The sequence below is a fragment of the Mesorhizobium sp. STM 4661 genome (assembly GCF_000359125.1).
Classification (GTDB): Bacteria; Pseudomonadota; Alphaproteobacteria; order Rhizobiales; family Rhizobiaceae; genus Mesorhizobium.
In genome coordinates this window covers 51,771-66,369 of sequence record NZ_CAAF010000049.1, presented here as the reverse complement: position 1 = coordinate 66,369, position 14,599 = coordinate 51,771, and the positions used below count along the sequence as shown (strand labels likewise).

At 62.1% G+C, this 14,599-nt stretch carries 14 protein-coding genes; 4 read left to right on the top strand and 10 right to left on the bottom strand.

Annotation, left to right across the window (positions count from 1 at the left end):
• Positions 1-101 precede the first annotated feature (101 nt).
• The 3 genes from lon to clpP all read right to left on the bottom strand — a co-directional run bounded on the left by lon (position 102) and on the right by clpP (position 4,982).
• The gene (gene lon, locus MESS4_RS16055; RefSeq protein WP_006332720.1) at positions 102-2,513 is read right to left on the bottom strand and encodes an endopeptidase La; all 2,412 of its coding nucleotides are present in this window, start codon (positions 2,511-2,513) and stop codon (positions 102-104) included.
• 270 nt (positions 2,514-2,783) lie between these two features.
• Positions 2,784-4,058 carry an ATP-dependent Clp protease ATP-binding subunit ClpX gene (clpX, locus tag MESS4_RS16050; protein ID WP_006332719.1) on the bottom strand — a complete coding sequence of 425 codons (1,275 nt, stop codon included), beginning with the start codon at positions 4,056-4,058 and terminating at the stop codon, positions 2,784-2,786.
• A 294-nt stretch (positions 4,059-4,352) separates the two neighbouring features.
• Positions 4,353-4,982, bottom strand: a complete 630-nt coding sequence (gene clpP, locus MESS4_RS16045; protein ID WP_006332718.1) for an ATP-dependent Clp endopeptidase proteolytic subunit ClpP — start codon at positions 4,980-4,982, stop codon at positions 4,353-4,355.
• A 376-nt stretch (positions 4,983-5,358) separates the two neighbouring features.
• Between clpP and MESS4_RS16040 the strand changes: the two genes are divergently transcribed.
• From MESS4_RS16040 to MESS4_RS16025, 4 genes are all read left to right on the top strand, one after another.
• Positions 5,359-5,907 carry a hypothetical protein gene (locus tag MESS4_RS16040; RefSeq protein ID WP_006332717.1) on the top strand — a complete coding sequence of 183 codons (549 nt, stop codon included), beginning with the start codon at positions 5,359-5,361 and terminating at the stop codon, positions 5,905-5,907.
• A 104-nt stretch (positions 5,908-6,011) separates the two neighbouring features.
• Positions 6,012-7,391 carry an aminotransferase class V-fold PLP-dependent enzyme gene (locus MESS4_RS16035; RefSeq protein WP_006332716.1) on the top strand — a complete coding sequence of 460 codons (1,380 nt, stop codon included), beginning with the start codon at positions 6,012-6,014 and terminating at the stop codon, positions 7,389-7,391.
• 94 nt (positions 7,392-7,485) lie between these two features.
• Positions 7,486-8,724 carry a cytochrome P450 gene (locus MESS4_RS16030; protein WP_006332713.1) on the top strand — a complete coding sequence of 413 codons (1,239 nt, stop codon included), beginning with the start codon at positions 7,486-7,488 and terminating at the stop codon, positions 8,722-8,724.
• A 23-nt stretch (positions 8,725-8,747) separates the two neighbouring features.
• Positions 8,748-9,467, top strand: coding sequence for a transporter substrate-binding domain-containing protein (locus MESS4_RS16025; protein ID WP_006332712.1), 720 nt, complete (start codon positions 8,748-8,750; stop codon positions 9,465-9,467).
• A 22-nt stretch (positions 9,468-9,489) separates the two neighbouring features.
• Here MESS4_RS16025 and MESS4_RS16020 read toward each other — a convergent pair whose 3' ends face one another.
• The 7 genes from MESS4_RS16020 to MESS4_RS15990 all read right to left on the bottom strand — a co-directional run bounded on the left by MESS4_RS16020 (position 9,490) and on the right by MESS4_RS15990 (position 14,590).
• Positions 9,490-9,846 (bottom strand): cupin domain-containing protein, encoded by a 357-nt coding sequence (locus tag MESS4_RS16020; RefSeq protein WP_006332711.1) that lies wholly within the window; start codon positions 9,844-9,846, stop codon positions 9,490-9,492.
• Entirely contained in the window at positions 9,846-11,126 is a 1,281-nt protein-coding gene (locus MESS4_RS16015; RefSeq protein ID WP_006332710.1) for an O-acetylhomoserine aminocarboxypropyltransferase, read from the bottom strand. The genes MESS4_RS16020 and MESS4_RS16015 overlap by 1 nt, the downstream gene beginning before the upstream one ends.
• Positions 11,127-11,269: 143 nt before the next feature.
• Positions 11,270-11,791, bottom strand: coding sequence for a CoA-binding protein (locus tag MESS4_RS16010; RefSeq protein ID WP_006332707.1), 522 nt, complete (start codon positions 11,789-11,791; stop codon positions 11,270-11,272).
• Positions 11,788-12,549, bottom strand: coding sequence for a GNAT family N-acetyltransferase (locus MESS4_RS16005; RefSeq protein WP_006332706.1), 762 nt, complete (start codon positions 12,547-12,549; stop codon positions 11,788-11,790). Before MESS4_RS16005 ends, MESS4_RS16010 begins: the two co-directional genes overlap by 4 nt.
• Positions 12,546-13,322, bottom strand: a complete 777-nt coding sequence (locus MESS4_RS16000; RefSeq protein WP_006332705.1) for an AAA family ATPase — start codon at positions 13,320-13,322, stop codon at positions 12,546-12,548. The genes MESS4_RS16005 and MESS4_RS16000 overlap by 4 nt, the downstream gene beginning before the upstream one ends.
• A 10-nt stretch (positions 13,323-13,332) precedes the next feature.
• Positions 13,333-13,755, bottom strand: coding sequence for a VOC family protein (locus tag MESS4_RS15995; protein WP_006332704.1), 423 nt, complete (start codon positions 13,753-13,755; stop codon positions 13,333-13,335).
• Positions 13,756-13,774: 19 nt separating this feature from the next.
• Complete coding sequence (locus MESS4_RS15990) at positions 13,775-14,590, bottom strand: enoyl-CoA hydratase (protein ID WP_006332703.1); 816 nt, start codon at positions 14,588-14,590, stop codon at positions 13,775-13,777.
• Positions 14,591-14,599: the final 9 nt, after the last annotated feature.

The following is a 14,599-nucleotide window of genomic DNA, read 5'->3' as shown; positions in this document are numbered from 1 at the left end:
CCGGAAATCCGGGGTTTTTCACATGAAAAAGCCGGGCTCAAGGCCCGGCTCTCTCTTTGTGCACTGCAACTTCAGCAAGTGCGATGCAACTTTAGCGACTTCTAATGGGCGAGCGACTTGCTGGCATCGTCGCCGGCATCCACTGTAGCCGGCGCATTGACCGGCTCGACCCATTCAATCGGCTCCGGCATCCGCACCAGCGCATGACGCAGTACCTCACCGACCCGCGCGACCGGAATGATCTCCATGCCGTTCTTCACGTTGTCCGGAATCTCCGCCAGATCCTTGGCATTGTCTTCCGGGATCAGCACCTTCTTGATGCCGCCGCGAAGTGCGGCCAGCAGCTTCTCCTTCAACCCGCCGATCGGCAACACCCTGCCGCGCAGCGTGATCTCGCCGGTCATCGCTACATCGGCCTTGACCGGAATGCCGGTCAGCACCGAGACAATCGCGGTGGCCATCGCCACGCCAGCCGACGGTCCGTCCTTCGGGGTAGCACCCTCGGGCACGTGGACGTGGATGTCGCGCTTGTCGAAGAGCGGCGGCTCGATGCCGAAATCGAGCGCCCGCGAGCGGACATAGGAAGCCGCCGCCGAGATCGATTCCTTCATCACGTCGCGCAAATTGCCGGTCACCGTCATGCGGCCCTTGCCGGGCATCATGACGCCTTCGACCGTCAGCAGCTCGCCGCCGACTTCCGTCCAGGCAAGTCCGGTGACGACACCGACCTGATCGTCGGCCTCGACCTGGCCGAAGCGGAAGCGTGGAACACCGAGATAATCGGCGAGATTGTCCGCCGTGATGTTGATCGTCTTCTTCTTCGTCTTCAGGATCTCGGTCACCGCCTTGCGGCCGAGCTTCATCAGCTCGCGCTCCAGGCTCCGCACGCCCGCTTCACGGGTGTAGGTCTGGATGATGCCGCGGATCGCGTCCTCGCCGACGGAAAACTCCTTCGGCTGCAGCGCGTGATCGCGGATCACCTTGGGCATCAGGTGACGCTTGGCGATCTCGATCTTCTCGTCTTCCGTGTAGCCGGCGATACGGATGATCTCCATGCGGTCCATCAGGGGCGCAGGGATGTTCAGCGTATTCGCCGTCGTCACGAACATCACGCTCGACAGGTCGTATTCGACCTCGAGATAGTGGTCCATGAACGTCGAGTTCTGTTCGGGATCGAGCACCTCGAGCAAGGCCGACGACGGATCGCCGCGGAAATCCTGGCCCATCTTGTCGATCTCGTCGAGCAGGAAGAGCGGGTTGGATTTCTTGGCCTTCTTCATCGACTGGATGACCTTGCCGGGCATCGAGCCGATATAGGTACGCCGGTGACCACGGATCTCGGCCTCGTCGCGCACGCCGCCCAGCGCCATGCGGATGAACTCGCGGCCGGTCGCCTTGGCGATCGACTTGCCGAGCGAGGTCTTGCCGACGCCGGGAGGTCCGACGAGGCACAGGATCGGCCCCTTCAGCTTCTTCTGGCGGCTTTGCACGGCAAGGTATTCGACGATGCGGTCCTTGACCTTGTCGAGGCCGAAATGGTCGGTGTCGAGCACGTTCTGCGCGAAGGCCAGGTCCTGCTTGACCTTGGAGTTCTTGCCCCACGGTATCGACAGGATCCAGTCGAGATAGTTGCGCACGACGGTCGATTCAGCCGACATCGGCGACATCGTCCTCAGCTTCTTCAATTCGGCTTCCGCCTTTTCGCGGGCCTCCTTGGAGAGCTTGGTCTTCTTGATGCGCGCCTCGATCTCGGCGGCCTCGTCGCGGCCGTCCTCGCCCTCGCCGAGCTCCTTCTGGATCGCCTTCATCTGTTCGTTGAGGTAATATTCGCGCTGCGTCTTCTCCATCTGGCGCTTGACTCTGCTGCGGATACGCTTCTCCACCTGCAGGACGGAGATCTCGGCTTCCATGAAGCCCATCGCCTTTTCCAGCCGCTCCTTGACCGAGAGCGTGGCCAGCATCTCCTGCTTCTCGGGGATCTTGATGGCAAGATGCGAGGCAACCGTGTCGGCGAGCTTGGAATAGTCGTCGATCTGGCTGGCGGCGCCCACCACTTCGGGCGAGATCTTCTTGTTCAGCTTGACGTAGTTCTCGAAGTCGGTGACGACCGAACGGGCCAGCGCCTCTACCTCGACCTCTTCCTCCTCCGGTTCGACCAGCGCCGAGGCGCGGGCCTCGTGGAAGTCAGGACGGTCGGTGAAGGAGACGATTTTCGCACGCGAAGCACCTTCGACCAGCACCTTGACGGTGCCGTCCGGCAGCTTCAGCAATTGCAGCACGTTGGCGAGCGTGCCGATGTCGAAGATGGCATCGGGCTCGGGATCGTCATCGGCGGCATTCATCTGGGTCGCAAGCAGGATCTGCTTTTCCTGACCCATCACCTCTTCCAGCGCCTTGATCGATTTTTCACGCCCGACAAAGAGCGGAACGATCATGTGCGGGAACACCACGATGTCGCGCAGCGGGAGGACTGCGAAGACGCCGTCGCTGGGAGCCTTTGATACTTTGGCCATTGTCCAACCTTTCATGTCGCGGCCGCCAATCGGCCAACCGCGAATCTCATCTTAACGACCGAGGATCGTTCCGCCTACCACCGTTTGTGACGGGAGTTTTACAGCACAGAATTCGGCACCACGGCCTTCTGGTGTTAGTTGGAGGCACGAGAGCCAAAGATCAAGAGCAAACACTGTCCGTTCATCCACTCCGTCGGCGCAACAAAACGGCCGCTACAGCAAAACGGCGCCTCACGGCGCCGTTTCGAGAAATTCCATTGCCGGCTCACGTCAGGCGCTGACGTTGCCTTTCTTTTCCTTCTGCTCGGAGTAGATATAGAGCGGCCGGGCGTTGCCGGACACCACCTCTTCCGAAATAACCACTTCGCGCACGCCTTCCAGCGCCGGCAGCTCGAACATCGTGTCGAGCAGGATGGCTTCCATGATGGAGCGCAGGCCGCGCGCGCCGGTCTTGCGCTCGATGGCGCGCTTGGCGATCGCCGAGAGCGCGTTCTCGTGGAAGGTCAGGTCGACATTCTCCATCTCGAACAGCCGCTGATACTGCTTGACCAGCGCGTTCTTCGGCTCGGTCAGGATCTGGATCAGCGCCGGTTCGTCGAGGTCCTCCAGCGTCGCCAGGACCGGCAGACGGCCGACGAACTCGGGAATGAGGCCGAACTTCAACAGATCCTCAGGCTCGACCAGGCGGAACACATCGCCGGTGCGGCGATCCTCGGGCGAAGCCACGATGGCGCCGAAGCCGATCGAGGTCTTGCGGCCACGATCCGAGATGATCTTGTCCAGCCCGGCAAAGGCGCCGCCGCAGATGAACAAGATGTTGGCGGTGTCGACCTGCAGGAATTCCTGCTGCGGGTGCTTCCTGCCGCCCTGCGGCGGCACGGAAGCGACCGTACCTTCCATGATCTTCAAGAGCGCCTGCTGCACGCCCTCGCCCGACACGTCGCGGGTGATCGAGGGATTGTCCGACTTGCGCGAGATCTTGTCGATCTCGTCGATGTAGACGATGCCGCGCTGGGCGCGCTCGACATTGTAGTCGGCCGACTGCAAGAGCTTCAGGATAATGTTCTCGACATCCTCGCCGACATAGCCGGCCTCGGTCAGCGTCGTCGCGTCGGCCATGGTGAAGGGAACGTCGATGATGCGGGCGAGCGTCTGTGCCAGCAGCGTCTTGCCGCAACCGGTGGGACCGATCAGCAGGATGTTGGACTTCGCCAGTTCGACGTCATTGTTCTTGCCGGCGTGCGCCAGGCGCTTGTAGTGGTTGTGGACGGCCACCGACAGCACGCGCTTGGCGTAGGGCTGGCCGATGACGTAGTCGTCGAGAACCTTGAGGATCTCCTGCGGTGTCGGCACGCCCTCGCGCGACTTCACCATCGAGGTCTTGTTCTCCTCGCGGATGATGTCCATGCACAGCTCGACGCACTCGTCGCAGATGAAAACCGTCGGTCCGGCGATCAGCTTGCGCACTTCGTGCTGGCTTTTGCCGCAAAACGAGCAATAAAGCGTGTTCTTGGAATCACCGCTGTTGTTGCCGACCTTGCTCATTTTCATGTCCTTTCATGGCCGCCCGCCGATGGTCTGGTTGAAAGGGCGCATATTCAATCTATCGCGGAAAATCGCCGCCGCCAGTGTCCCGGCTCCCGCAACGCATCCCGTACGAAACACAAATCAGAAAACGTGGCAATGATTCGCAGCAACCCCACACAAAGCTAAGCCGTCGAAAATCAACATAGGCTTAACGTAGGCAATCGTCCTCGTCGAGGGAACAGCCAATTGTGGCCGAAATGCCGCAAGCCGCGCCAAAAGCGCGTTATCCCGCCATCCCACTGCCACTCGGCCCTATGCGGCGGCAACCTCAGCCGGCTCGCGCGACGAAATGACCTTGTCGATGAGGCCGAAATCCCTGGCCTCGTCAGCGGTCATGAAGTGGTCGCGGTCCAGCGTCTTCTCGATCTCCTCGTAGCTCTTGCCGGTGTGCTTGACGTAGACCTCGTTGAGGCGGCGCTTCAGCTTGATGATGTCCTGGGCGTGGCGCTCGATGTCGGAAGCCTGGCCCTGGAAGCCACCGGAAGGCTGGTGGACCATGATGCGGGCATTCGGCGTGGCGAAGCGCATGCCCTTCTCGCCCGCGGTCAAGAGCAGCGAGCCCATCGAGGCCGCCTGGCCGATGCACAGCGTCGACACCGCCGGCTTGATGAACTGCATGGTGTCGTAGATCGCCATGCCCGAGGTGACGACGCCGCCGGGTGAATTGATGTAGAGATTGATCTCCTTCTTCGGATTCTCCGCCTCCAGGAACAACAGCTGCGCGCAAACCAGCGTCGCCATGCCGTCCTCGACCGGGCCGGTGATGAAGATGATGCGCTCCTTGAGCAGCCGAGAGAAAATGTCGTAGGCCCGCTCGCCACGATTGGTCTGTTCGACCACCATCGGAACGAGGTTCATGTAGGTTTCGACGGGGTTCTTCATGGACTATCCCTTATTGAAGGTGGGATTCCGGCGCCGGAGATGAGCAAGTCGGGCAGAATCGGTTCTGGATCGTTAGGATGTAAATAGGATGCCGGCTCACCCTAGCGCAAGGCCGCCTCTCCTAGCCACCTGGTTAAGTGGAATCAAGGTTTCCGTGCAAGGCTAGCCCGGCGCCAATGCCGGTGGCTCCGTCCAGTCTCAAACGTCTGGGACAGTGTAGCAATTTCTTAACCGCATCGCTTAACGAAATATGGCGAATCCGCTTTCCCCCGATATGGCTTCCCCTACAATTCAACGTTGAACCCGCTTCACGCAGTTCAAACAGGGGGAGTGCCATGACCAGGAAGCTTCTTCCTTCGCCATTGCCGGCCTGACCATGCTCGGCACAATGTCGGAAACGGCGGCCGGTGGCCGCGCCGTCGAATGCTATCAGCCGGTCAACAGGCCGGCCGTCTACGATACCGTCCATGAAAATGTGCTGGTAAGCCCCGGCGGCCAGGTGGTCGACTACGACCCGCCGATTTATGGCACGGTTGAGCGCGTCGAGCAGATCGCACCGCCCCGCGTCACCTATGAGGTCGTTCCAGCCATCACCCGCACCGTCCACCTCACGGTCAAGGTCGACGATGGCGGCTATGCCTGGGAATGGCGCGTCATCCACGGCCGCAAGGTGCTGTGCAAGGTCTGGCGCAAGGCCCGCTACGCGCGTGTCGCCGAAACAGTCGTCGTTGAACCCGAGCGCACCCGACGGGTTGTCCTCCCAGCCGAATATGAGAGCGTTGCCCGTGAAGTGCTGGTGCGACCGGAGCGGCGGCGCATCACTGAGATCGCGCCGTCATACCAGAGGGTGGCGCGCCGGGTGATGGTGCAGGAAGGCTCGACCAGTTGGCGGCGGGTGCATATCCCACGGCATTGCCGGTATTAGAGCGCATACCGATAGCATCCACAATGCATCCAACAATGCGGATTGCTGGACTTCAACCAGGAGAATAGCCTGCTTCGCAGCGAAGCTTCCGTTGGGTTGAAGGCATGCGCGAACTGGAAATCTCCAATCAGGACCTGTCAGACTTGGCGGACGACGCGCTCAGTCTCGCCAAAGGCTACTGGACGTCGCTTGAGGACCGCCCGGCCTATCCTTCGACCAGCGCCAGACAGACGAAGGAGCTTTTCTCGCGGCCTTGGCCGGAGGATGGGCGGGGTCGTGATGTCTTCCAGGACTTCAAGTTGGTCACCGAGCATGCGCGGCCTTCCACCGGGAGATTCTTCGGCTACGTTGTCGGTTCAGGCGAACCGGTGGCTGCGCTCGGAGAATTGCTCGCCGCGGTGCTCAATCAGAATGTCACGTCGTGGCGGTCCGCTCCGGCGGCGACGTCGATCGAGCGAGCCGTCATCGGATGGCTGGCGCAAGCGGTCGGCTGTGCCGGATTCACCGGCAGCCTGTGCGGCGGCGGCTCGACGGCGAACCTCATGGCACTGGCGATGGCACGCGAAGCCAAGCTCCCTGCCAACGAAACGGGCGCACGGCCCGGTGTGATCTACGCCTCGGAGCAGGTGCATATGTCCATTCCGAAGGCCGTCGCGCTGCTGGGCATCGGCAGAAAGAACCTTCGCTTGATCCCGGTCGACGACGAGCTCCGGATGCGGACGGGCGCGCTCGAGGCCGCCATTGCCGACGACCGAAGGTCAGGACATACGCCCATCGCCATCGTGGCCACTGTCGGTGCGGTCGCCACCGGAGCGATCGATCCCCTCGTAGACATTGCGGACATTGCCCGGAGGGAAGCGCTGTGGCTGCATGTCGACGGCGCCTATGGAGGATTGGCGGCCCTGGCGGTGCCGGAGAAATTCCAGGGATTGTCCTTGGCGGATTCGCTGTCGCTCGACGCGCACAAATGGCTGTATCAGCCGCTCGATTGCGGTTGCCTGCTCTATCGCGATCAAAGCATCGCGCAGGCAGCTTTTTCGCACAGTGGCGACTATGTGAAGATATTCAGCCAGGACCCGGAGGAAGCTTTTGCTTTTTTCGAGGAATCGATCGAGCTGTCGCGACGTTTCCGTGCCCTGAAGCTCTGGATGTCGCTACAATATCACGGACGGCGTGCCTTTCGCGACGCCATCGCGCGCGATCTCCGCCATGCGCAGATGCTGGCTGGCATGATTTCCTCACATCCCGAGATGGAACTGCTTGCGCCCGTTCCCTTGAGCGCGGTCTGTTTCCGCCACCGCTCGAAAGACAATCAAGCGATTTTGCGACGCGTGATTGCGCGCGGCCGGGTGTATCTGTCGAATGCGACGATCAACGGCCAATTCGCGCTGCGGGCGTGTTTCGTCAATCACCGGACCACGACAGACGATGTGCGGGCGATTGTGTCCGAAGTCATTGCCGCCGCCGACGAGCTCAATCGCTGAGCCGCCGCAAAGGACGCTCTAACAATTAGAATCTGCGCATGATCCTTTCCGAAAACCGATTCCGGTTTTCGGGGTCATGCGCTATTGGTCAAGGATGATGCCAGACTATCTCGTTTTCGATCCCGCCACGCGGCGTCTGCGCCTCGACCCGCACGAGCCGGCCTTCGTTCAAAATCCTTACGAGGCCTATGCCTTCCTGCACGGCGCATCCAGCGCCTTCTTCTGGGAGAACTATGGCTTCTGGTGCTTTGGCGGCTTCGATGACGTCAGCCGGCTGCTGCGCGACCGCCGCTTCGGGCGCCAGAACCCGGCCGGCATCCCCGACAGCCGCGGCATCGACCAGGACCGCTCGCATCTCACCGCCTTCGACGGCATCGAGGCCAATTCGATGCTTGAGTTGGAGCCGCCCGTGCACACGCGGCTGAGGATGCTGGTCAACCGCGCCTTCGTCTCGCGCCAGGTCGAGCGTCTCAGGCCGCGTGTCGAGGCGCTGGCCGACGAGCTGATCGACCGTTTCGAGCCGGGCCAGGTCGACCTGCTGCCTGCCTTCGCCTCGCCCTTGCCGATCACCATCATTGCCGAAATGCTCGGCGTTCCCGTCGCGATGGGACCGCAACTGCTCGACTGGTCGCACCGGATGGTGGCCATGTACATGCATGGCCGCACGCGCGAGACGGAAGAGACAGCCAATCGCGCCGCACGGGATTTTTCCGACTTTCTGCGCGGCTATGTCACTGAGCGGCGCAAGCAACCCGGCGACGATCTGCTGTCGCTGCTGATCGCGGCACAGGAGGACGGCCAGAGGCTTTCGGAGGACGAGTTGGTGTCCTCGGCGATCTTGCTGCTCAATGCCGGCCATGAGGCAACCGTCCACCAGACCGGCAATGCCGTGCGCTCGATCCTGGCGCAAGGTGGCGACCCCCACCGCTTCTTCACCTCGTCGGAAGCAACCGCCGCAACTGTCGAAGAATGCCTGCGCTTCGACGCGCCGCTGCACATGTTCCTGCGCTATGCCTATGAGGAGATCGAGGCCGCGCCGGGGATTACCGTGCGGCCGGGCGAAATGATCGGCCTGTTGCTCGGCATGGCCAATCATGATCCCAGGGCCTTTGCCGAACCCGCTGCTTTCCGGCCCGGCCGTGCCGACCAGAAGAATTTGTCGTTCGGCGCCGGCATCCATTTTTGCATCGGCGCGCCGCTGGCCCGGCTCGAATTGCAGGTGTCGCTGAGGACCTTGTTCGAGCGGCAGCCGCGGCTCCATCTTGCCGAGGAGCCGCGCTTGCGCGACAGCTATCATTTTCATGGGCTGGAAGCGCTCACCGTGGGCTTCTGAGAGGCGATCCTAGGCTGAACCGCATGACTGAAAAAATGACATTCGCTTTTCTGCAGGAGCCGCCCTTCTGCTTCATTGACGCTTCCGGAGATGTCTCCGGCTGCGACGCCAAGCTCGCACGGAAGGTTTGCCAGGCGTTGGGGCTGGAAGACTTTTCGCCTGTCGAGACCGAGTTCGCCAAACTGCTTCCCGGATTGACCAAAGGTCAGTGGGACATGACGACAGGTCTGTTCGTTTCGGACCAACGCAAAAAATCCGTCGACTTCACGCGACCGATCTGGGTGTTGCAGGACGGGCTGCTGGTCGCGAAAGGCAATCCGCGCGAATTCAAGGGCTATCGATCCATCGCCAAGGACGAGGGGGCGTTGATCGGCGTCATATCAGGCCAGGTTCAACACCAGACGGCTCTGCAAAATGGCGTTGCGCCCGAGCGGATAAGGATATTCGCCACGCAAGCAGGCGCGGCGGACGCGGTCGCGGCCGGTGCGGTGCATGCCTATGCAAGTGTCGCCATGGCGCACCGAGGCTACCTGACCAGGCGGCCCGATGCGCCGCTCGAGGTCATCGACGTTGCGGCCGATGAAAAACAACCGGCCGCCGGCGCATTTGCCCTCGCGAAGGACAATGCCGTTCTTCGTCAGCGCATCGATTCATGTCTGGATGATCTGCTTGGCAGCGCCTGGCACAGAGGAATGATGCGTGGCTACGGATTTTCCGACGCCGATGTCGATCGGCTTTTGTGAGTTCGGCGGCAGGAGTATGTGATCAGAGCTTGATCACATACTCCTTGCGGGTCGTTTCAAGCACTTCCCAGCTTCCCCTGAAGCCAGGTCTCAGCACGAAGCTGTCGCCGGCCTTGACGGTGCGCGCCTCGCCGCCTTCTTCGGAAATCACCGAGACGCCCGACAGGATGTGGCAGAACTCCCACTCGTCATATTCTATGCGCCATTTGCCCGGTGTCGCTTCCCAGATTCCGGCGTAGAGGGCGTCGCCCTGTTCCTCGACATTCCAGGTGCGGAACTTCGGATCGCCCGAAATCAGGCGATCCGGCGCCGGTGCGCCAAGTTCCGGCTCGACGCTCTCGATATCGACGGACAGAAATTTCGGCGCGGTCATGGCCATCAGACCTTGGCCAGGGCCTGTTCCAGATCGGCGATGATGTCGTTGACATCCTCGATACCGACCGAAAGCCTGACCGTATCCGGCCCCGCCCCGGCCTTGACCTTCTGCTCGTCGGACAACTGGCGGTGCGTGGTCGAGGCCGGGTGGATGACCAGCGACTTGGTGTCGCCGACATTGGCGAGGTGCGAGAACAGTTCGAGCGCCTCGACGAACTTGACGCCGGCCTCATAGCCGCCCTTCAGGCCGAAGGTAAACACCGCGCCAGCGCCAAGCGGCGAGTACTTCTTCTGCAGCGCGTTGTTCTTGTCGCTGGGCAGGCCAGGATAGTTCACCCAGGCAACCTTGGGGTGATCGGACAGCCAGCCGGCGACCTTCACGGCATTGTCGCAGTGACGCTGCATGCGAAGCGGCAAGGTTTCCAGCCCGGTCAGGATGAGGAACGCGTTGAAAGGCGAGATCGCCGGGCCGATATCGCGCAGGCCGAGCACGCGCGCGGCGATGGCGAAGGCGAAATTGCCGAAGGTTTCGTGCAGGATGAGGCCGCCATATTCGGGACGGGGCTCCGACAGCATCGGATATTTGCCTGACTTCGACCAGTCGAAAGTGCCGCCGTCGACGATGGCGCCACCGATCGAATTGCCGTGGCCTCCGATGAACTTGGTCAGCGAATGGACGATAATGTCGGCGCCATGCTCGATCGGCCGCACCAGATAGGGCGAGGCCAGCGTGTTGTCGACGATCAGCGGCAGGCCGTGCTTGCGGGCGATGTCGCCGATCTTCTCGATGTCGACGAAGACGCCGCCCGGATTGGCCAGGCTCTCGATGAAGATCGCCTTGGTCCTGTCGTCGATCTGGCTCTCGAAGGTCGAGATATCGTTGGTGTCGGCCCAGCGCACCTGCCAGCCGAAATTCTTGAAGGCGTGGCCGAACTGGTTGATCGAACCGCCGTAAAGCCTGGTCGCAGCAACGAAATTGTCGCCCGGCTGCATCAGATTGTGGAACACCAGCACCTGAGCGGCATGGCCCGAGGCGACAGCCAGCGCCGCCGTGCCGCCTTCGAGTGCGGCGATGCGCTCTTCCAGCACCGCCTGCGTCGGGTTCATGATGCGGGTGTAGATGTTGCCGAAAGCCTTCAGCCCGAACAGCGAGGCGGCATGGTCGGCATCGTCGAAGACAAAAGAGGTCGTCTGGTAGATCGGCGTCGCCCGAGCGCCCGTCGCCGGATCGGGCTTGGCACCGGCATGGACGGCAAGCGTGTTGAAACCGGGCGTACGGGTCATCGAAAACCTCCCTGAATGGTGAATGGTGAATGGTGAACGGTGATGGCAAAGTCGGCCAGCCCCACCCTGATTGCAAGCGGCTCATATGCCGCTTTGCCCGCCTTCCAGAAAAATCCTTCTATTCACTATTCACTATTCACTACTTACTTCTGGCGAACGCCGAAACTCTGGAATCCCGGCCGCATCAGCGGCTTCTTCGACGACAGCACGCCGGAGTTGACGCCGGTCCAGCCGATCTCGCCCGACAGCTTGCCATATTCGATCTTCGGGCAGCGGTTCATCACCACCTTGATGCCGGCGGCTTCGGCGCGCGCGGCCGCCTCGTCATGGCGCACGCCGAGCTGCATCCAGACGACTTTCGGCAAGGGATCGAGTAGCAAAACCTCGTCGACGACGCCAGGCACGGCCGCCGTGCCGCGAAAGATGTCGACCATGTCGACAGGCTCAGGGAGATCGGCGAGCCTGGCATAGACGGTTCGGCCGAGGATTTCCTTGCCGGCCTGTCCCGGGTTGATCGGGAACACCGAAAAGCCCTTTGCCAGCAGGTATTTCAATACGAAATAGCTCGGCCGCACATCATTGGCCGACGCGCCGACCATGGCGATGGTCTTCACCGAATTGAGGATGCCGGCGATGTAGGCATTGTCGTAGGCATCGTGGTTCATGCGGCAATCGCCTTCCTGCGGTAGTGATATCGATAGAGTTCGCGGCTGAAACCGAGCGAGGCATAGAGCGCGCGGGCCGGCGTGTTGTCGGCAACCACCTGCAGGCACGCCGCCGACGCGCCTGCCCGCCGCGCCCAGTCGATCAGGCCGCCGACCGTCCTGCGGCCCAGCCCTTGCTGCCTGAACCTGCTATCTGTTTCAACAGATTCCACGACAAGCAGCCCATTGCGGATGACGCCATAGGCCAGGGCGGCAATTTCATTGTCGTGTTCGCACGACACGAACGCCCTGTCGCCTGATATCAGGCCCGTCATGTCGCGAAAGACGCGGCGCTCGGTATCGTCATAGGTGCCCATGCGGAACCGTGCCGCGAACCAGTCCTCGCCCGGCGTCGGTGAAACCGCGGCCTGGCCGTCACGGCCTCCCGCCAGTTCGTCTATCCCGGCATGGAGATGGATCGTCCCGCCTTCCCAATCGTAACCGCGACGGTCGAGCGCGGTCTCCAACTCACCGGCGATGTCGGGAACCCTAAACAATGGCGTCTGGCCGTGGCCGATGTAGAAGGTTTCAGCGGCGTCGAGCACCGCGTCAGGCGCGCCCCTATTGCCACGCAAGGGGTTGGCGGAATTCGCGCGCCGGATCCTGCCGCCGGAGCGCCTGAGAAGCCAGCCATCGACGACAGTCTCGGCAGTCGCCGGCCAGGCTTCGCGGCAAGCCTCTTCCATTCGCCAGTTGAGATCATCGTCGCGCGCCGTCATTCGTCATCTTCCCTCAGCGCTTCCTCCATAAACGCCTCGGGGTCGATGCAGAAGTCGCGCAGCATCCGAAAATGATCGGTATCGCTGAAATCGGTCGGATCGAGGCCGAAGCGGCTGATGCGGAACAGCCGCGCGCCGGGACAAGCCATCAGCAGCGGCGAATGTGTCGCCATGATCACTTGCGCGATGCCCGATTGGTCCATCCGCCTTAACATCTTGAGCAGTTCGATCTGGCGCGTCGGCGAAAGCGCGCTTTCGGGCTCGTCGAGGATGTAGATGCCTTGCCGCCGGCAGCGTTCCTCGAAGAAGCGAATAAAACCCTCGCCATGCGACCAGGACAGGAAATCGGGCGGCGCTTCACCCGCGTCCAGCGCGGCTTGGTCGAGATAGCGGGCCACCGAGTAAAAGGATTCGGCGCGGAAGAACCAGCCGGCGGTGACCTTAGGCAGCCAGTGGCCGCGCAGCGTGCCGGCAAGCGCCGCGCCGCTCTTGTCGATGGCGTTCGAATGATCGACCGGCATGTAACCCTTGCCGCCGCCGGCCTCGTCGTAACCGGCGAGCGCGCCGATCGCCTCGAGCAGCGTCGATTTTCCGGTGCCATTCTCGCCGACGATGATGGTGATCGGCGTGGTGAATTCGAGCTGGAATTCCTGGCTGCGGAAGATCGGCAGGCTCCAGGGGTATTTTTCCCAGTCGGAGACCCGCGACGGCTCCAGCAGGATGCGCTTGAGATAGGGCGCCTTCAGTCGCGTCAATTGCTTGCGAGGAGCCATGCGGCAGCGATCAGTCCGGCAGCGAGATCGTTCCGTCTTCCGCGATCTGGAAAGCCGGATTGTGCGCCACTTCCCAGACATGCCCGTCGGCATCGGCGAAATAGCCGTACCAGCCGCCCCAGAAGGCGCGGCCGGCCGGCTTGACGATACGGCCGCCGGCCTTCTCGGCCGCCGCGAGCACTTCGTCGACCTCGGCGTCGGAGCGGGTGTTGTAGGCGAGATAGACCGCCGAAATGCCCTTGCCGAAGGTGACGCCGGAATCCTCCTCGGCGCTTGCACGCGGAAACAGCCCAAGAATGACGCCGCCCATCTGGAAGAAGGCAACGCCGTCGGTGATCCCGGCATGGCGCTTCAGGCCCATCCCCTCATAGAAGCGCACGGCGCGGTCGAGATCGTCGGTGGCGATGGTGATGATCGAGATGCGCGGTTCCATGACTACTCGTCCATCCACCCTACTCGTCCGACCACTCCGGCTTGCGTTTGCCGATGAAGGCGCCGATGCCTTCCTCGGCGTCGCGCGCCAGCATGTTCTCGACCATGACGCGGCCGGTATAGGCGTAGGCGTCGGCGAGCCCCATCTCGGCCTGCGCATAAAACGCCTCCTTGCCGGTCTTGACCACCAAGGATGATTTGGAAGCAATGGTTTGCGCGTATTTGGTGACGATCTGATTCAGGTATTCGCGTGGCACGACGCGGTTGACGAGGCCGAATTCCTTGGCCGTCGCCGCATCGATCGTCTCGCCGGTCAGAAGCATTTCCATGGCGTGCTTGCGCGAGACGTTGCGCGACAGCGCCACCATTGGCGTCGAGCAGAACAGGCCGATATTGACGCCCGGCGTGCAGAAGGTCGCCTCGTGCGAAGCGATCGCCAGGTCGCAGCTCGCGACCAGTTGCAGGCCGGCCGCGGTGGCCAGGCCATCGACCTCGGCGATCACAGGCCTGGGGTGATGCACGATCGCCTGCATCAGTGCCGCGCAAGCGGAAAATGTCTGTTCGAAGAATGCCTTGCCCTTGTCCGCGTCAGCGCGGCGCGAAGTTATTTCCTTGAGGTCGTGGCCGGCGCAGAACACTTTTCCGGCGGCCGCCAGGATGATGACGCGAACCGACTTGTCAGCCTTCGCGCGGTCCAGCTCGGCTGTCAGCGCCGCCATCACCGCCAGCGACAAGGCATTGGCCGGCGGACTGGCGAGCGTCAGGCGGAGCACACTCCTATCCAGCCTGGTGGCAACCGGGCCTTCGGCCGGCTTGATGGCGACGATTTCGGCCATGTTCTCCAA

Excerpts from the sequence above, each read along its gene's own strand:
- MESS4_RS16020 (WP_006332711.1), bottom strand. The coding sequence starts at position 9,846 with ATGGCCATGACCGCGCCGAAATTTCTGTCCGTCGATATCGAGAGCGTC.
- clpX (WP_006332719.1), bottom strand. The coding sequence starts at position 4,058 with ATGAGCAAGGTCGGCAACAACAGCGGTGATTCCAAGAACACGCTTTAT.
- MESS4_RS16030 (WP_006332713.1), top strand. The coding sequence starts at position 7,486 with ATGATGCCAGACTATCTCGTTTTCGATCCCGCCACGCGGCGTCTGCGC.
- MESS4_RS16005 (WP_006332706.1), bottom strand. The coding sequence starts at position 12,549 with ATGACGGCGCGCGACGATGATCTCAACTGGCGAATGGAAGAGGCTTGC.
- clpP (WP_006332718.1), bottom strand. The coding sequence starts at position 4,982 with ATGAAGAACCCCGTCGAAACCTACATGAACCTCGTTCCGATGGTGGTC.
- MESS4_RS16040 (WP_006332717.1), top strand. The coding sequence starts at position 5,359 with ATGCTCGGCACAATGTCGGAAACGGCGGCCGGTGGCCGCGCCGTCGAA.
- lon (WP_006332720.1), bottom strand. The coding sequence starts at position 2,513 with ATGGCCAAAGTATCAAAGGCTCCCAGCGACGGCGTCTTCGCAGTCCTC.
- MESS4_RS16015 (WP_006332710.1), bottom strand. The coding sequence starts at position 11,126 with ATGACCCGTACGCCCGGTTTCAACACGCTTGCCGTCCATGCCGGTGCC.
- MESS4_RS16000 (WP_006332705.1), bottom strand. The coding sequence starts at position 13,322 with ATGGCTCCTCGCAAGCAATTGACGCGACTGAAGGCGCCCTATCTCAAG.
- MESS4_RS15995 (WP_006332704.1), bottom strand. The coding sequence starts at position 13,755 with ATGGAACCGCGCATCTCGATCATCACCATCGCCACCGACGATCTCGAC.
- MESS4_RS16035 (WP_006332716.1), top strand. The coding sequence starts at position 6,012 with ATGCGCGAACTGGAAATCTCCAATCAGGACCTGTCAGACTTGGCGGAC.
- MESS4_RS16025 (WP_006332712.1), top strand. The coding sequence starts at position 8,748 with ATGACTGAAAAAATGACATTCGCTTTTCTGCAGGAGCCGCCCTTCTGC.
- MESS4_RS16010 (WP_006332707.1), bottom strand. The coding sequence starts at position 11,791 with ATGAACCACGATGCCTACGACAATGCCTACATCGCCGGCATCCTCAAT.
- MESS4_RS15990 (WP_006332703.1), bottom strand. The coding sequence starts at position 14,590 with ATGGCCGAAATCGTCGCCATCAAGCCGGCCGAAGGCCCGGTTGCCACC.